Genomic DNA, 15700 nt, shown 5'->3' on the forward strand with positions numbered 1-15700 from the left:
TCCGCGCCGGCGTCGGTGAGCGCATCCGCGCCGGCGTCGGTGAGCGCATCCGCGCCGGCGTCGGTGAGCGCATCCGCGCCGGCGTCGGTGAGCGCATCCGCGCCGGCGTCGGTGAGCGCATCCGCGCTGGCGTCGGTGAGCAGAGCCTCCCCGGCGTCCGCGGCGCCGGTGGTCAACGCGTCGGTGGCGGCCGGTTTCAGGGCCGCCGGCAGCGCCTTGTCTCCGAGCAGCTTGGCGAAGTTACCCAACTCCGCGGTGAACTTCTTGCTGAGCAGCTTGCCCACCAGGTCTCTGGCCGCCGCCTTGATGCCGGCCTCGCAGGTCGCCTCCGCCGCGGGCGCGGCGATGGTGGACAGGCCGAAGGTGAGCCACGCGGTGGCCAGGATCGAGAAGATGGCGTCGGCGAGCATGTACAGGTTGACCGCCGCCATGAACTTCGTCATCTCGATCTCGAGGCCGGCGCTGCGCACCAGATCCCGCATCTCGCCCAGTGATTGCACGGTGTTGTTGACCTGGTTGACGTACTCGGCGTACGTCTGCCCGTAGTCGGCCGCCGAGCCGCCACTCCACGCCTCCGCAATGGGTTGCGACAGCGAGGAGAGGCGGCCACAGTGCTCGTCCAGCACTTGCATCGCATGGCCGTACGCGTCGGCCAGGTCGTACATCCCGAGCTCCTTGGCGTGCGGGATGTCGATCAGCCAGCCCAACACGCGTCCGAACACGCCGGGCACGTACGACTCGAACTCGCGGAACCATTCAAGGATCGGGTCGAGTACGTCGTCGACGACAGCGCCGGCGGGCACCTAGCCTCCTTTCGTCAGCCGGTGTTCGATGCGCCTCAGGCGGACATCGTCTGCTTGATGAGGTTTCCGCCGTCGACGTCGGTGATGCTGAACTTCAGCATGGCCTGGACGACGGTGCTGCCGATTCGGGACAGTGACGGGCCGCTGTCGACGAGGCACTGCTTGACCGCCTCGTTGGCGGGCGTCCCGCTGCCGGCCGTGGGCTTCAGGTAGTTGGACTCGAAGGCCCTGGCGCACTCGTCGCCGTCGCCCCACGGCCGCTGCTGCTCGATCCGCTCGATCGCGTCCCGCAGGGCGCGCACGACCTCGGCGAGGTCGTCGCCCTCGGACTTCACCCGCAGCGCGGCGTCGATGGCGGCGTCCGGCCCGCCGTTGCCGACAGACAGGTAGGAGCTCATTGCCGCACCATCCGGTCGGCGGCCGCGAGCCGGCGGCGCGATGGGTGGTGCGTTCTGACGCCGGGCCGGCCACCCCGACTGTCCATTGAGGACGGTGATGAGGTCCGCAGCGGCCGACGGGCCGGAATGACAACGCCAGGAACACCCGCGCTGGGAAACAGATAGCGACGCAAGCCAGCACCACCAAGCTGTTCGCCGGGCGGGACCGGCGCGAGCGGGACTCACGCGGGGTGCGTGGTCGACGGCGCCAGCGCGGTCCGCGCCCTATTCGGAATGTGCGATTTAGTCAGTACGTGCGCCGTCGGATCACGCGTCCGGCCAGGCGGGCACCGGCCGGCGGTCCGAGCGGGCGCCGGCACGGCTGGCGCCCGGGAGCGCTACCCGACGCCGGGCCGCGGGGTGCGTCCGCGGCTGGGCACGTGCCGCGGTGGTCGACGCGACGGCCGCCACCACACCCACGGCAACCGCGAGTATCGAGCTCGCCAACCCCAGGGACATCTCAAATCCTTTTCGTGCCCGCGGATCCTCGGTGTCGGATCCAATTTCGATCACAACAGCCGGAATGCCGCTGCGCCATAGCCGGCAACGTTTCTCTACGAAAAAACCACGATGGCTTCGCGCCGCGAGACCCGGGTCAGCTGGCCGGTCCGGTGAGCTTGGCGATATCGGCAGCGTAGGCGGTCATCCAGTGCGGGTGCAGCCGGTAGAAGACCGTGTCGTTGTCCCAGTCGAAGGCGTCGTCGCCGTAGAAGTCCTTGAGGTACGCGAGCACGTCCGGCCAGTCTGCGGCCGGCTCGCCGCGCTCCGGGTTGAGAATCTCCACGGTGCCGTGGGCGAACACGCCCAACTCGTCGCCGCGCAGGTGAGCGACGCTGGCGGAGGGGCGGGCGGCGAGGTGGCGGGCCTTGGCGGCGCCGCGCGCCGTGCCGAAGTGCCACTCGCCGTGCAGGAAGTGCCCGTCCACGCCGCTGATCCGCGGCTCCCCCTTCGCGGTCACGGTGGAGAGGGTGAGCGTGCACATGCCGGTCAGTACCTGGGTGAGCCGCTCCGCGCGCAGGGTGCGCCCGGTCATGATCGAGCGGAGGTGGGCGGTGGAGCGGGACAGGGAGGCGTCGAGCAGGATCTGGAGCCGATTCAGTTCCGCTGCCGTTTCACGCATCGACCCACCGTAGTCAGACCGGCACGAGCGAGCCAGCGGCTGCCTTATTCGAGTTCCGAGCCGCTCGCGGATCACGTCTCTCACCAGGGGAAACTCGTCGCTACCGGTCCGAAGAGGGGGTGCTAGCCTCGATCGACGCGCGCTCACCGAGGCACCCGGTGTCCGCGATGGGTTGATCGCCGGCGACGGCTGGGGGCGTCGGTCCAAAAAATTATCCGGCTCGTAGGTTCGCCGTGTCGATCCGCGGCCGTCCCGTTCGACCTGGGGGTGAAGGTCCCGAGGCGACCGGCGAGAGGGAGACAGAAGATGGCGAAGTACATGTTGATCATGCGTGGGACGGACGAATCCATGAAGGAGATGATGGAGACGCCGTTCGAGCAGATGCTTGAGACGGTGGGTCGTTTCAATGAGGAGTTGATCCGGGCCGGCGTGCTCGTGGCCGCCGAGGGCCTGGACGACCCGGCCCAGGGTGTGGTGGTCGACTTCAGCGGCGAGACGCCGGTGGTCACCGACGGCCCGTACGGCGAGACGAAGGAGCTGTTCGGCGGCTTCTACGTGATCGACGTGGCCTCGAAGGAGGAGGCGATCGAGTGGGCCCGGCGACTCCCGGCGGTTTCCGGCACGAAATGCGAGGTCCGCCGCGTTCCGAGCATCGACGAATTCCCTCAGGACAACGAGTGGATCATCAAGGAGCGGGCGTGGCGCGAGCGGACCGGCCAGCTCTGACCCACAAGGCCGAGGACGGCCCGCCGAGCACGGAGCCGGCGCGGCGGGCCGTCGAGGCGGTCTGGCGGATCGAGTCCGCCCGGATCATCGGCGCCCTGGCCCGCTACACCGGGGACTTCGCGCTCGCCGAGGACGTCGCGCAGGAGGCGGTTGCGGAGGCGCTCGTCGCCTGGTCGCGTGACGGCGCGCCGACGAACCCGGTGGGTTGGCTGCTCACGAGTGCGCGGCGACGCGCCATCGACAGCTTCCGCCGCCGGTCGGCGCTCAACGAGCGGTACTCGATGCTCGCCGGTCAGCTCGCCGAGGGCGAGGCGAGTTCGGGCGCGGCGGCCCCGCCGGACCGGACGGACGACCCGCCATGGGACCCCGACCGGGTCGACGATGACATCGTCGCGCTGATGTTCGTGGCCTGCCACCCGGTGCTCTCACCCGAGGCCCGCGTGGCGCTGACTCTGCGCGTGGTCGGCGGCCTGTCGAGCGAGGAGATCGCCCGGGCGTTCCTCGTGCCGGTGCCGACGGTTCAGGCACGGATCTCGCGGGCGAAGAAGACTATCGCCGCCGCGGGCGTGCCGTTCGAGCTGCCACCGATCGAGAGGCGGCGCGAGCGGCTCGGCGGGGTGTGCAGCGCGCTCTACGTGATCTTCACGGAGGGCTCGACCGCGACGACCGGTGACTTACTGCTGCGCCCCGACCTCGCGTACGAGGCGATCCGACTGGCCCGGATGCTGGCCGCGCTGCTGCCCGAGGAGCCCGAGGTGCATGGGCTGCTTGCCCTGTTCGAGCTCACCGCCGCACGGTTTCCGGCCCGCACCGGGCCCGATGGCGAGCCGGTGCTCCTGGAGGACCAGGACCGTCGCCTATGGGACCGGTCGGCGATCCGCCGCGGGCTGGGCGCGCTCGGCCGGGCAACGACGGTCGGGCACGGGCTCGGGCCGTACGGGCTGCAGGCCGCGATTGCCGCCTGCCACGCGACGGCGTCCTCGGTGCCGGAGACCGACTGGGAGCGCGTCGTGATCCTCTACGAGGCGCTCGGGCGCGTGGCCCCCTCGCCCGTCGTCGAACTCAACCGGGCCGTGGCCGTCGCGATGGCGAACGGACCGGACAAGGCACTGGCCATTGTGGACGAACTGGTCGCCTCCGATCGGCTGTCGGGCTCGCACCTGCTGCCAACGGTGCGCGGCGAACTGCTCAGCCGGCTGGGCCGGACCGCCGAGGCCCGGGGTGAACTGGAACTCGCCGCCCGACTGTGCCGCAACGCCCGGGAGCGGTCGGTGTTGCTGCGCAAGGCGGCCGCGCTGGTGTGAGGGCCCGCCCGCCTCCCCGGGCGGCGGTCGCACGACGCGGGGCCGCGGTTCGCGCCGTGGCCCCACGTGCGTCTGCTTGCCGCCCCGTTACGCGGGGCGCCCGGTGCCGCCCTCGAGCACTGCCTTGATCCCCCGGGCCAGACCCCGGTGCGCATACTGCGCCTGGCGGAATCCGTACGGGAACAGCAGGTACGGCGACTCGAAGGTGATCTCGACGTGGAGGTGCACCTCACCGTCGCCGTCCTCGCGCAGCCGAGTGTGGTTGCGCAGGGTGGTGGCGGGGCGCTGCCGCGCCACGGTGACCACCTCGTCCTCGGTCACCGACAGCACGTCGGCCTGGTACGTGATGTGGAAGCGCAGCGGACCCAGCGCGAGCCGGGAGGTGATCGCCGTGCGGCGCAGGGCGCCCGGTGGCGGCGGGAGCTCCCGCGCCTGGACGGCCAGCGGATGCACGGCCGCGATCCGGGGCACGTCGGCCATCAGCGCCACGGCCTCATCGAGCCGGCACCGCGCGCGGACGTCATAGCTGAAGCCACCCCGTCTCATGGACGCCACTCTATGATGCCGGCCGCTCCGGCGGAACGCCGTGAACCCATCGCCGTTCCGGCCGGCCACCCAAGGGCGGCCGGCCGGACCCCATCTGGCCGGAGTCGCGATCGGGCCGGACCCGGCCAGAGTCAGCCGAGCGTCTGGTACCCGAACTGGACCTCAAGGTCGCTCGCGCCCGTGGCGCCCGCGACCCGTACCTGCAGCCGTTTCGCGCCGGACGCACCGTCCACTGCGGACGGCGCGGACACCTTGGTGGTCTGCAGCGTCGAGGTCGCGGAAAGCGCGCCGGCGCCCGTGCCGCCCGCGACCAGCTCCACCGTGCAGGTGCCGGCGCCCAGCTTGCGGGTCACCCGGGTCACCTGGATCCGCTGGCCGTCCAGGTAGAGCATGCTCGGGAAGTCGTAGCCGCCGTCGGCGATCGCGCCGGCCACGCTCGCCGTGAGCCACCCGTCGACCTGGTCGACGCCCTTGTTGCCGGCGAAGCGGGTCTGCGCGGTCGCGGTGCCGAGAATCTCGTACGGGCCGACGGTGTTGCCGTCCAGGTCGTTGTCGGCCACCAACACGTCCGAGGCGGCGCTGACCACCCCGTAGTCCTGGCGGTTGACCCCGTCGGCGAGTGAGCCGATCGCATTGCCCACCACGACTACACGCGAGGCGCTCTCGCGGATGTTGATGCCCGCACCGTTGCGAAACGCCGTGCCGGCACCCGCGTAGACGTGCGCGAACGCCACTTCGGGCAGGTCGAACTGAGTGTCGTTGACGACCGTGATACCCCACTTGCCGTTGGCCTCCGTGGTGCCGGCGACCCCCTGGATCGAGATTCGGTCGTCGGTCTCCCATCCGTGGGCGGCGGCGGTGGTCAGGCGTACCTTCCCGTCCGGGTTCGCGGCCGCGTTCGTGATGGTCCGCGCGAACGCCGCGTTGGCGGTGCGGCCGTTGTTGCCGATCAGGCACCCGGTGACGGTCACCCGGGTGGAGCCGATGTCGATGCCGTTGCGGCCGGTGCCCCGGATGATGGAGTTGCTGATCGTGGCACTGCCGGTGAAGCCGGGGTTGATCCGGATGTCGTCCTGCTCGCCGTCGCAGGAGATGTAGGTGTTGGTGATCTGCATCTGCGCCCCGGCGTCGAGCAGCACCGGGGTGCCCTTGCCGTTTTCGAACCCGCCGCCCTCGAAGTACACGAACTTGGGCATGGTCTGGCCGGTGGTGTTGCGCATCCAGAGTCCGTTGCGCCCGAACAGGATCGCCGTCGCGATGAACTTGGTGGAGCCGCCGAGCCCGTCGATGACGACGTTGTCGGTGTTGTCGTGGCCGGAGCCGGCGGAAATGGCGCACTGCACGAACTCGATCGGGTCGGCGCGGGTGGTGTCGCCAACCCCGTTGAACAGGATGACCTGCTGGCCGGTGAACCCGTTCCAGACGCAGTCGCGGAACCGGAACGTGTTGCAGGCGCGCAGGGCGATCCCGTTGTACCCGTCGCGGAACCGGACGTTGCTGAAGTCCACCATGTAGTTGCCGGTGGTGCCGTTGGCCTCGGTGCGGATCAAGAAGCCACCGGTCAGATTCTCGCCGCGCATCGCCAGGTCGCGGAAGCCACCGCCGTGCACCCCGGCGAGCACGAACCCGTCACCGGTCCCGGTGGCCACCAGGTACTGGGTGGCGTAGTTGAGGTCGTCGGTGTGCCCGGCGCCCTGGAACACGATCGGCACGCTGGCCACCCGCACGGTGCTGGCGATCCGGACGATGCCCGGGCCGGCCTCGATGACCCCACCCTCGGGCAGGGCCGCGATCGCCGCCCGTACCTTCGGGCCGTCGTCGCCGTCGCCGAGTCCGGTCCAGCCGAACCAGGTGAGGTCGAGGTGTGCGGCGTAGGGGCGCTTCCACCGCCCGGTGGCCACGCCGGTGACGGCGAACACGGTACCGCCGTCGTCGGCCTCGGTGGCGTCCGCGTCCCAGTGCAGGGTCCCGCCGCCGCGCCCCGGGGTCTGCGCGGCGTACCCGAGCAGCTGGACCTGCTGGCCGTCGGCGGCTCCGGGAGTGGTGCGCAGGTCGGCCACGGTGGCGACGGTGGCCATGGCGGCGAGGTCTGCGGCCGACGCCGGCTTCGGCTTGGGCTTGGCCGGTGCGGCGGATGCCGGGCCGGTGGCCAGCAGGGCTCCGCCGGTGACCGCGCCGGCCAGGCCGGCCAGGGACGCGCGGCGGCTGATGGGTGTGTTCATTCGTGCTCCTTTGTCGGCAGGAGAGCGGGAGAACAACCGAGAGTTCGTTCAGCCCTTCACCGCGCCGACGACGACGCCCTTGGCGAAGTGGCGCTGCAGGAAGGGGTAGACCAGGCAGATCGGGACGAGGGACACGACGAGGATGGCCATCTGCAACGAGTGCTGTGGCGGCAGGACCTCGCCGGGCAGGTCGCCGCCCACCGCCGCGTTGTTCACCACGTAGGTGCGCAGCACGAGCTGCAGCGGCCACTTTTCGCTGGAGTTGATGTACAGGACCGCGTTGAAGAACGCGTTCCAGTAGGCGACCGCGTTGAACAGTGCGACGACCGCGATGACCGCCTTGGAGACGGGCAGCATGATGCGGGTGAGGATCTGCAGCTCGTTGGCGCCGTCGATGCGCGCGGCGTCGATGATTTCCGTGGGTACCTCGAGGAAGAAGGCGCGCATGATGATGACCTGGAACGCCGACACCAGGGTGGGCAAGATCAGCGACCAGTACGAGTCGACCAGCCCGAGCTGCTTGATGAGCAGGTAGTTGGGGATGATGCCGGCGTTGAACAGCATGGTGAACAGGATCAGCATGAGCACCGAGCGCTGTCCCCAGGTGCCGGGCCGGGACAGCGAGTAGGCCAGCAGCGCCACCACGGTCACCGACAGGGCCGCGCCGACCGCGGTGATGCCGACCGAGACGAGCAACGCCCGGGTCACCACGCCACCGCGGAAGATGGCCTGGTACGCGGCCAGCGTCGGGTGGTGCGGCCACAGCACGTACCCGCCGGCCTCGGTGATCTGTCGCTGGTCGGCCAGCGAGGTGGCGACGACCGCGATGAACGGCACCACCACCAGGGCGCAGCAGATCAGCAGCACGATGCCTTTGAGCCCGCGGATGCCGAGGCCGGGTGGGCGGGTGCCGTTGATGGTCTGCATCCGGCGCGCCTGGGAGCCGGGCAGGGCCTGGGTCACCATGACGCGTAGACTCCCCTCTCGCCGAACAGGTGAGCCACCTTGTTGGCGGTCAGCACCAGGGCGGCTCCGACGAGCCCCTTGACCAGACCGACCGCCGCCGCGGCGCCCCAGTCCCCATCGACGATGCCGTGGTTGTAGACGTAGGTGTCGAGCACCTCGGATGCCTGCTGACCGACTGGCGCCTGCTGCAGGAAGATCTGCTCGAAGCCGACGGTGAGCACGTCGCCGAGTTTGAGGATCAGCAGCAGCACGATGACCGACCGGATGGCCGGAAGGGTGACGTGCCACAGCTGGCGCAGCCGGCCGCCGCCGTCGACCGCGACCGCCTCCAGCAACTCCAGGTCGACCCGGGAGATGGCGGCCAGGAAGATGATGGTGCTCCAGCCGGCGTCCTTCCAGATGACCTGCGACGTGATGAGGACGTAGAACAGGTGGGTGTTGCCGATGATGTGCAGCGTCGGCAGGCCGTGCGAGCCCGCCCAGGTGTTGTAGACGCCGGCGTTGCCCAGCATCTGCTGGAACAGCGCCACCACGATGACCCAGGACATGAAGTGCGGCAGGTACAGGATGGACTGCACGAACCGCTTGATGCGCTCGCCGAGCAAACTGTTGAGCAGCAGCGCCAACCCGATCGGCACCGGGAAGACCAGCACGATCTGCAGCAACGAGATGATCAGCGTGTTCTTCAGGGCGTTGAGGAACGCCGGGTCCCCGTTGAAGATGACCCCGAAGTTCGAAAGGCCCGTCCAGGCCGATTCCCAGATGGTCAGGTAGGGCCGGTAGTCCTTGAAGGCGATGATGTCGCCGATCAGCGGTATGTAGTGGAACAGCAGCACGGCGAGCACCCCGGGCAGGCCGAGCAGCAGCAGGAAACGGTCCCGCTTGAACCGCTGCCAGGACGACTGGCGCCGGGCCGCCCTCGGTTCGGGGTGGGTGGCGGGCGGCGTGCCGGGCGATCGCCGCCCGGCCGCACGGGTGTCTAGGGCGCTCATCATCGTGGCCGGTTGGCCAGGGCCTTCTCGTACTCGGCGCGGACCTGGTCGCCGCCGGCCTGGCGCCACTGGGCCACCGCGTCGTCCCAGGAGTCGAGCGGCTTACGCCCGGAAACGATGTCCAGCTCGGCGCTGTCGATGATCTTCTGGATCTCGCCGGCCTTGTTCACGGCGGTCTCCGAGTAGAGACCGGTGGTGGGGTTGGCCAGCACCTTGGGGATCACCTTGGACTGGTACGCGCGCTGGGTATCCACCCGGTCGCGCGGACCGGGGCCGATGATGTCGGGGGCGTCGATGACGTACTCCAGGGGCAGCTGCACCTCGGTCTGACCGAGCTTGGTGAGCACCGGAGCCCCGTTCTGCCAGGTGTAGTGGACGCCCTCGATGCCGTACTTGCGGAACATGTACTCGTTGGTGCCCAGCGGGGTGGCCAGCCAGTCGCAGATGCGCAGCAGTTGCTGGACGCGCGCCTTGTCGGCCTTTTTGAAGGCGGTGATGGCGAACGCGGTGGTGCCGGCCCGGTGCACGCCCTGCCCGCCGTCGAAGCCGGGCTCCGGGACGCCGCCGACCTCCACCGAGTACGTGTTGGCCAGCAGGTCCCAGGCCGCGTACCCGTCCGCGTCGAACGCGATGGTCCCGTTGCCGAACAGGTCGCGCACGTTGAGCGTGTTGCTCATCGCGTCCGGGTGGAACAGGCCCTGCTTGGCCAGGTCGGCGGCCAGCCCGACGGCCCGCTTGCGTTCGGGCGTCTCGAACTCGGAGGTGAACTTGCCGCCCTGCTCGCGCCACGAGTTGGGCACGCCGAGCATGCTGCCGATGAACACGATGACGCCCTTGACGGCGCCGAACGCCCACCGCTTGGACTTCGCGTCGGTCAGGCCCTTGGCGAGGTCCACGAACTCCTGGTAACTGCCGGGGTTCGGGTTCAGGCCGCGTTGGCGGATGAGGTCGGCGCGGGAGAACATGATGGTGCCCTCGACGGCCCGCGGGATCGGGATGGCCCGGATGGTTCCGCCGTAGATGGTGCTGGCCCACGCGTCGGCCGGGATGTTGGCCAGCGAGGGATAGTCCTTGATGGCGCTGCCGGAAACGAACTCGGTCAGGTCGGCGCAGAGCCGGACCAGGATGTCCGAGCGGTTGGCCAGGCTGGCCGAGATGAGCATGCTGTCTGGCAGGTCGCCGCCGGCGATGACGGTGGACAGCTTGTTGAGGTAGTCGCCGGCGGGCGTCATGGTTACCTTCAGGTTGGCCCCGATCCGGCTGTTGAGCTCCTGCCAGTAGCGGTTGCTGCCGACGCCGGGCGGGACCGGGTTGAACATGTTGGTGAAGATATTGACGTCTCCGGCGCCCTCGCCGGGCTTGCCGGAGACCGCGCTGACCAGGCTGCGGGGGTAGTTGTAGTAGACGGCCATGGCGCCGTCGTCGGTGGCCGCCACGTCCGGCTTGACCGCCTCGGAGCGGATGTACTGCGGCAGCGTCACCTTGGACGCGCCGTTGTCGGAACCGGACGACGCGGCCGAGCCGCCACAGGCGGCGAGCAGGCTCGCCCCGCCGGCCGCGACGGCGGTGCCGCCGGCCAGGGCCAGTAGCCGGCGTCGGGTCATGGTTTCGCGCATCGGCCCTTCTCCAATCGCTTTGGGGTGTGTTGTCTCGCTCAGTGCAGGATCAGCGTGGCGACCTGCCAGGCGCCCAGGTCGATGGCGACCCGGCCGGTACCGTCGACGGGCAGCGCGCGCAGCTGTCGTTCGTCGGCGGTGCACAGCAGCGCCGCCCCGCCGCTACCGGCGGGGTGTCGCGGGTGGACGGTGGTGGACCGCCCGGCGAGGTCCTGCAGCCGGACCATCAGGCCCGGCCGGTTCCTCGGGGTGGCCAGGGTGGCGTGGATCTCATCGGGCAGGTCGAGGTCCACCAGGGACGCGCCGGAGGCCGGCAGCGGCCTTGGTGCGGTGTCGAACTTGTCCAGCCGGGTCACCTGCGACACGGCCGGTGCGGCGCGGACCTCCCGGCCGAACCGGGCGGCGGCCACCGGATCGAAGGCGGGCAGTGGGGTGAACGCGTACCGCAGGTGCAGCGTGCCGTCCTGTTCGGGCGGCGTGTTGGTGGGCCAGTAGTTGTTGAGCACCCAGGACAGCACGGCGGCGCGCGGCGGAGCGAAGCGCTCCGGCCAGGCGCCGCGCACGATGTCGCCGGCGGTGAACAGCGGCGCGTCCGCGGCCGTCCAGACGATCGCGGGCCCTCCCCCGGTGCCGTCGACGACCACCCCGTACTGGGTGGTAAACCACTCCTGGCAGGCGCCGGGCGCGTGGTCGACGGCCGGGTCGATCCAGCCCTGCTGCCGGTCGTACCGGAACCTGGGTTCGTCGCCCGCGAACGGGAACGCGACGTACACCGACTCCTTGGCCAGCACCCGCGTCTTGTCCAGCCGCACGGTCACGTCGACCCGGTCGCTGGTGTCGCGCAGCAGCACGTCCACCTCGACCCGCGGCAGGCTGGGCGCCTCGCCGACGGCGCGCAGCCGCCATCCGTCGTAGGTGCGCAGCAGTCCGACCGGCCGCATGACGGCCGGGTGCGTGGTCAGGTCCGGCCGCGGTGCCGGCGGGCGGCGACCCAGCAGGGTGGTGCGGGATGCCGGTTCGTGCACGTGCGGCTGCCCGCTGTGGGCGGGCGCGTCCCCGCGGGTCAGCTCCACCGGGCCGCCCAGCACGTACAGCACCTCGCCGAGCCGCCAGGGCGCGGCGGGGTCGAGCAGTTCGCGGCCGGTGGCCCGGTGGGTCAGGCCCAGTACGGCGCCGGTCCCCGGGTCCAGGGTGACCTCCCACCGGTCGGTCTCCAGGCGGTCCGGCACGGGCCGCCACCCGCCGGTGCCGGCGGAGTCCACCGTGGACGATCCGTCTTCCGACCCCGGCGCGATGGTCGCCGTCGACGCGATGGGCAGCGTGGTGTAGCCGAACCCCGGCACGTCCGGCACGGTCAGCCGGTACCGCCGGTACCCGCCGCAGTCGGCGAGTACCTCCGCCGGCACCGGTACCGTGGCCCCGGCAGGCAGCTCCGTCTCCACCTCGACGTCCCGGCGCCCCGGCAGCGGGTTGTGCACCAGCAGCGTCGGCCCGGCCGTGGTGACCAGCTCGCCGAGTTGACTCAGCGCCCGGCGGGTCTCGTCGGTGGCCACCCGCAGCGCGGTGTGTACCTGGTGCCGTTTCCAGTCCAGCTGGTCGCCGGCCTGCTCGCCGTGCGGGTACGCGTTGGCGTGCGCCCACGTCCAGGTGTGTTCGCAGCCGAACAGCGCGCCCTCCCAGGCGGCGTCGAGGGCGGCTCGGTGCGGCCGGTACCCGGGCTCGACGCCGGACACCAGGGCGGCGAGCGCCTCGGCCACGGGCAGCGCGGCCTGGACCCGCCGGTGCTCGGCGGTCACGGTGGCGCCGGTGCCGACGCCGTCCTCCCAGTAGCTGCCGCCGTCGCCCCGCCACACCGGCAGCCGGTCGGCCAACGGGCGCACCGCGGCCAGGTAGTCCGCGAGGGTGGACACCCGGATGCGCGGGTAGGCGTAGGCCGCGTTCCACCGGGCGGCGAAGCCGGCGTCGCCGTCGGCCAGGTCCTCATTGTCGGCATGGGTGCCGATGATCGGCAGGTCGTGCGGCAGGTAGTCGTCCCGCTCGTACCGGGCCAGCAGGCGGCACAGCGCGTGTGCCCCGCCCGCGACGGTCTGCGGGTCGCCGGCCATGAACCGCAGCTGCGAGTAGGTGTCGGAGAAAAAGGCCAGCACCTGGGCACCGTCCACGCCCTCCCACCGGACCGGGCTTTTCAGGTGCTGCTCGTCGCTGTCCGCGTTGCCGCCCCGGTGGTGGTTTTCGATGCCGACGAACGCCTCGATGCCCAGCGCGGCCAGCATGGAGGGCAGCGCCGCGCTGTAGGAGGGCACGTCGGTGAGGTTGGCGTAGCTGACCGGCACCCCGTGCCGCTCGCGCAGCCGGGCGGCGAGATACCCGGCCCGGTAGACCTCCTCCAGGCTCGCCACGCCGGACAGGAACAGGCTGTGGAACACGTTGGTAGACAGCCGCCCGGTGCGCAGCGCCGCCAGCAGCCGGGCGGCCCGCTGCGGCGAGCGGGTGGCCAGGTACTGGTCGAGGATCAGCGATCCGTCAACGGAGAACGCGAAGTCGGGGTCCTCGTCCAGGGTGGACAGTGCCCGGTCCAGGTTGCGACTGTGCAGCTCGAGGACCTTGCCCTGGGTGTCGGTGTAGCCCACGTCGAGGTGCACGTGCGGCACCAGGTGCAGGGTCCACCGGCGGCACGGCGTCAGCGGCACGCCGCGCGCCGGGCCGCCGTCCAGCGACACCTCGGCCGTGCCCGGCTCGAAGGCGGGCACCGCGAACCGCACCCGCACCTGGCCGAAGTCGCGGTCGTCGCGGGTGAGGTCCAGCTCGTGGGTGTGGCCGGCCAGCCGGACCGTGGCCCGCCGTGGCCGGGGCGCGCCGGCCGGGGTGTCCACGGTGAGCTGGAGCAGTTCGTGCGGGCCGCCGTCGCGCTCCACGAACAGCGGGGTGGCGACCAGCTCGACGACCGGCGCGTCGGAACCCGACGGTGCGGGGTCCGACGGTGCGGGGCGCAGCGTGGCGGCGCGCCAGGTGATGCCGCTGCCGAAGTGGTGGCCGTACTGCTCGCGGTGGCGCCTGGGCTCGTCCCGCGCTGCGGGCACCGGCCCGGTGGCGGCCGGCACGTCCATCGTGGACGTCACGGCGATGAGGTGGTCTCCCGGCGGCAGCCAGTCGGTGGGCAGCCAGACGTCCAGGGTCACCTCGCCCGCGATCGGCCCGTGCCGGTACACCTCCGTGCGGTCCTCCCGGCGCACCGCCGGGTGGAACAGCCCGCGGTGCCGGCCGTCCACCTCGATCTCCAGGTCGGGGCAGGGCCCGTGCCCGGCGGTGAACTCCAGACCCAGCAGCCACCCACCGGCAGGCGTGCCGTCGACCGTCAGCGGCAGCTCGGCGCGGTGCGGTTGCCAGCCGGCCGCTGCGTCCAGCGGTCCGGGTTGGAAGACCCCGGCGGCGATCAGCACGGCGTCCACCTACCCGGCCAGTCCGGGAAGGGACAGCACGCTGCCGTGCTCGGTCAGCGCCGCGGCCAGCTCCGGGTACCGGTAGCGCTGCACCGGCTCGCCGGTGGTCAGGCTCTGCGCCGCCAGTTCGCCGGCCGCCTCGCCGAGCATCCCGAAGTTGGGCTCCATCCGGGGCGAGCTGAACCCGACGTGGCTGGCCGAAAAGCACACCGGTACCGCGATGTTCGCCACCCCTCCGGCGGCGGGGAACAAGCATTCGGCAGGGATCTGGTACAGGTCGACGGGCGGGTTGCTCTCGGTGCCGGACAGCGAACCCTCACCCGCGACGGTGTCGTCGCCGTGCGGGTAGTACTGCACGAGGTGGCTGTCCATGCCGTACTTCCAGCAGCACACCGCGGTCGGCTTGGTGTTGCCGGGCGCGAGCAGGTCGTGCTGGGTCAGCACGTGGGCGCCGCGCATCCGGCGCCCCTCCCGGATGTAGAGCGCGTGCGGGAAGCCCTGGCCGTGGGGGCTGTCGACGAATTCGTCCGGCGGCAACCCGAACCGCCGGGCGTCGGCGCGGAACGTCTCGGCCAGCCCGGGATCGTTGGCCAGCCAGTAGAGCATGCCCTGGTGCCAGCGCACGTGTTCGGCGATGACCTCCTCGCGCCGGCGCCAGCTGCCGTCCGGGTAGTCCCAGGACGCGCCGGGCAGGTCGAATCCGATGAACAGTGCCTGGTTGGTCTGGAACTTGCCGCCGGGCAGCGTGGCGGTGTGCGTCACGATCGACGACAGGCCGGGGATGCCCCGCGCGTCCAGGAGCTGGCGCAGGAGTTCGTAGCGCTTCGGGTCGTAGTCCTCCGGCCGGGGAAAGGGAATCCGGTCCGGGTTCGTGGACAGCACGCCCCGGAAGTTGTATGCCTGCGTCTTGCCGTCGCCCTCGCCGGCGGCCATCCGGGGCACGTCCCCGATCGGATATCCGGTATTGGGCCGGAACGGGCCCCGCAGCAGTGCCCGATCGGGCAGGAATCCGGCATAGGGCTCGTCGTACCGCGCCGCCGGCTCCCGCCCGACGGTGTAGGGCACGCCGGCCGCGGCCATCAGGTCGCCCTCGTAGGAGGCGTCGATGAAGAACCTCGCGGTCCGCCACACCTCGCCGGTGCGCACCGCGCGGATTCGGTCGCCGGCCCGCTCGACATCGGCGGGACCGTGGATGCGCTGTCCAACGTGGACGGTCGCGCCCGCCTCGTCGAGCAGCGCCCGCGCGACCCGCGAGGCCAGCTTCGGTTCGAAGCGGTAGGCCGGTCCGTCCAGCCCGTACAGCTGACCGATGCCGCGGAAGAATCGCGACTGAGTCAGCCCGGCCAGGGCTTCGCTGACGTTCGGGGTGTCCGTCTTGACCAGGCCCCCGGCCACGATGCCGCCGACGTGGCCGGTCGGCTCCAGGACCACGCACCGGTACCCGCGCAGCCGCAACCGCAGCGCCGCCATGATGCCGGCCAGCGTGGCGCCGTAGATGAGAACGTCGAACTCTTCCGGCTGTTCCATC

At 71.1% G+C, this 15700-nt stretch carries 12 protein-coding genes; 2 read left to right on the forward strand and 10 right to left on the reverse strand.

Features of this window, described 5'->3' with window-relative positions; all coding sequences use genetic code 11:
* The 3 genes from ABEA87_RS38915 to ABEA87_RS38925 all read right to left on the reverse strand — a co-directional run.
* On the reverse strand, positions 1-803 hold an 803-nt coding region (locus ABEA87_RS38915; protein ID WP_425571034.1), incomplete at its 3' end, for a WXG100 family type VII secretion target.
* Positions 804-838: 35 nt separating this feature from the next.
* Positions 839-1201: a hypothetical protein gene (locus ABEA87_RS38920; protein WP_345638444.1), complete on the reverse strand. Its 363-nt coding sequence runs from the start codon at positions 1199-1201 to the stop codon at positions 839-841.
* A gap of 634 nt (positions 1202-1835) precedes the next feature.
* The gene (locus tag ABEA87_RS38925) at positions 1836-2360 is read right to left on the reverse strand and encodes a pyridoxamine 5'-phosphate oxidase family protein (protein WP_345638446.1); all 525 of its coding nucleotides are present in this window, start codon (positions 2358-2360) and stop codon (positions 1836-1838) included.
* 306 nt (positions 2361-2666) lie between these two features.
* Here ABEA87_RS38925 and ABEA87_RS38930 point away from each other — a divergent pair, with 306 nt between their 5' ends.
* Positions 2667-3086 carry a YciI family protein gene (locus ABEA87_RS38930; RefSeq protein ID WP_345638448.1) on the forward strand — a complete coding sequence of 140 codons (420 nt, stop codon included), beginning with the start codon at positions 2667-2669 and terminating at the stop codon, positions 3084-3086.
* Positions 3059-4390: an RNA polymerase sigma factor gene (locus ABEA87_RS38935; RefSeq protein WP_425571035.1), complete on the forward strand. Its 1332-nt coding sequence runs from the start codon at positions 3059-3061 to the stop codon at positions 4388-4390. The genes ABEA87_RS38930 and ABEA87_RS38935 overlap by 28 nt, the downstream gene beginning before the upstream one ends.
* An 87-nt stretch (positions 4391-4477) precedes the next feature.
* Here ABEA87_RS38935 and ABEA87_RS38940 read toward each other — a convergent pair whose 3' ends face one another.
* The 7 genes from ABEA87_RS38940 to ABEA87_RS38970 form a co-directional block, all read right to left on the reverse strand.
* Positions 4478-4936, reverse strand: a complete 459-nt coding sequence (locus ABEA87_RS38940) for an SRPBCC family protein (RefSeq protein ID WP_345638450.1) — start codon at positions 4934-4936, stop codon at positions 4478-4480.
* A gap of 131 nt (positions 4937-5067) precedes the next feature.
* Positions 5068-7158: a hypothetical protein gene (locus ABEA87_RS38945; protein WP_345638452.1), complete on the reverse strand. Its 2091-nt coding sequence runs from the start codon at positions 7156-7158 to the stop codon at positions 5068-5070.
* 48 nt (positions 7159-7206) lie between these two features.
* Positions 7207-8124, reverse strand: a complete 918-nt coding sequence (locus tag ABEA87_RS38950; protein WP_345638454.1) for a carbohydrate ABC transporter permease — start codon at positions 8122-8124, stop codon at positions 7207-7209.
* On the reverse strand, positions 8118-9119 hold the full coding sequence (locus ABEA87_RS38955; RefSeq protein ID WP_345638456.1) for an ABC transporter permease: 1002 nt from the start codon (positions 9117-9119) through the stop codon (positions 8118-8120). The genes ABEA87_RS38950 and ABEA87_RS38955 overlap by 7 nt, the downstream gene beginning before the upstream one ends.
* The gene (locus ABEA87_RS38960; RefSeq protein ID WP_345638457.1) at positions 9116-10732 is read right to left on the reverse strand and encodes an extracellular solute-binding protein; all 1617 of its coding nucleotides are present in this window, start codon (positions 10730-10732) and stop codon (positions 9116-9118) included. The genes ABEA87_RS38955 and ABEA87_RS38960 overlap by 4 nt, the downstream gene beginning before the upstream one ends.
* 38 nt (positions 10733-10770) lie before the next feature.
* On the reverse strand, positions 10771-14172 hold the full coding sequence (locus ABEA87_RS38965) for a glycoside hydrolase family 38 N-terminal domain-containing protein (protein ID WP_345638458.1): 3402 nt from the start codon (positions 14170-14172) through the stop codon (positions 10771-10773).
* A gap of 9 nt (positions 14173-14181) precedes the next feature.
* Entirely contained in the window at positions 14182-15699 is a 1518-nt protein-coding gene (locus tag ABEA87_RS38970) for an FAD-dependent oxidoreductase (protein ID WP_345638459.1), read from the reverse strand.
* Position 15700: the final 1 nt, after the last annotated feature.

This window comes from Rugosimonospora acidiphila, from assembly GCF_039543385.1.
GTDB classification, from domain to species: domain Bacteria; phylum Actinomycetota; class Actinomycetes; order Mycobacteriales; family Micromonosporaceae; genus Rugosimonospora; species Rugosimonospora acidiphila.